The organism is Phascolarctobacterium succinatutens YIT 12067 (assembly GCF_000188175.1).
Classification (GTDB): Bacteria; Bacillota; Negativicutes; order Acidaminococcales; family Acidaminococcaceae; genus Phascolarctobacterium_A; species Phascolarctobacterium_A succinatutens.
The window spans coordinates 1-1406 of sequence record NZ_GL830876.1 but is presented as its reverse complement, the minus strand read 5'-3'; the positions used below and the strand labels follow the sequence as shown (position 1 = coordinate 1406).

The 1406-nt window shown below is 36.5% G+C and carries 2 protein-coding genes; both read right to left on the bottom strand.

All coding sequences use genetic code 11. From position 1 onward, the window contains the following. Positions 1-61: 61 nt before the first annotated feature. Positions 62-949 (bottom strand): IS3 family transposase, encoded by an 888-nt coding sequence (locus HMPREF9443_RS04215; RefSeq protein ID WP_040565032.1) that lies wholly within the window; start codon positions 947-949, stop codon positions 62-64. Next, positions 925-1284 (bottom strand): hypothetical protein, encoded by a 360-nt coding sequence (locus HMPREF9443_RS04210; RefSeq protein ID WP_009145279.1) that lies wholly within the window; start codon positions 1282-1284, stop codon positions 925-927. The genes HMPREF9443_RS04215 and HMPREF9443_RS04210 overlap by 25 nt, the downstream gene beginning before the upstream one ends. Between the last annotated feature and the right edge of the window lie 122 nt (positions 1285-1406).

Here is a 1406-nt window from a genome sequence, read left to right as displayed (position 1 = left end):
TGCACTAGTCAACAAATTTTAGACACAAATCATAAAAAAATATACAACAAAAAATTATCTGTTAGTCAGATATCCGTTCGTAATGCAACTTGCGATATTGAGTTGGCGTCAGATAGTTTAACGAATAAGCTGGACGCTGTTCATTAAAGAAGTGAATATATTCTTTTACTTCATCTACAACAGGCCTTTCGCCTGTTACATGAAAATCGGTAAACATTTCTGCCTTTATCCAACCATTAATCGCTTCCATTGCTGCATTGTCGGTAGGTGTTCCGGCACGAGACATGGAATGAGTAATGCTATACATTGGCAACAAGTCGTTAAATGCCTTAGATGTGTAAACAGATCCTTGGTCTGAATGCAAGATCATTTCATATTCCGGATACTGCTTCTTTAAAGCAATTAAATCCTCCAGACCGCTAATATATGTCATACGGTCACCACGTTTGGAAGATAGAGAATGGCTTACAATTTCATTATTCCAAAGATCCATATACAATGTTAGCTCATAATAGATCCCTTTTACATAAAAAGCAGTCATATCGCTTACAATACATTGCAGTGGTCCGTCAATCTGTATTTCTGTCATAAGCAGATTAGGAAAAACACGGTATGAATCTCCTGGCTTTTTGTATTTATAATGCTTGGCTTGACTCTTAATGCCAGTGATTTTACAGCACTTATGTGCATATGCATCTGAAAGTACAAGACCAGTATCCAAACGAATCTTAGCGTTAAGCCAACGATACCCATGAGAAGGAAACTTAGCATGGTACTCTTTAAAAAGTAAAATATTGCTAAGCAGGCTCTTCATTCTTGTAGAAGGATGCGCAAGCTTCTTTTTCCAAGCATAGAAACTACTGCGCTGGATATTCATGGTTTCGCATATAAGTTTTACTGGAAATTCTCCGGAAAGCTCTAATACTACTTGGTATTCTTCTTGCCGTATAGAATTACTGTACCATCCCCTTTCACCGCATAGCCTTTTTTTAATCTGGCTTCTGCAATTCTTGCTTTAAGCAATTCACGAATTAATTCTTCCTTGGTCATGGATTGAAAGTCATCCGTATTTGCAGAAAGTGCTGGGGAATCGGGACGTATTATATTACATTTTTGTTGTTTACAATTTTTTGCAGGCAGGTTATTTGCATCTCTGTACATACGCATATAAGTGCGTGCTGTACCTTCGCAAATTTTATATAACTCTGCAGCTTGATAGCGAGTAATCTCACTGTCATATATTCGTCGACCAATGTCTAATTTTTCTTGTTTAGTGTATTTCATGGTAAACCTCCTGTTTAGACTGAAGTATTCTTTGTTCAGTGATATATATATTGGTGTATTCCATTATATATTATCTGTACAAAAAATACCCCCTCTGTGTCTAAAATAAGTTTACCACTTCA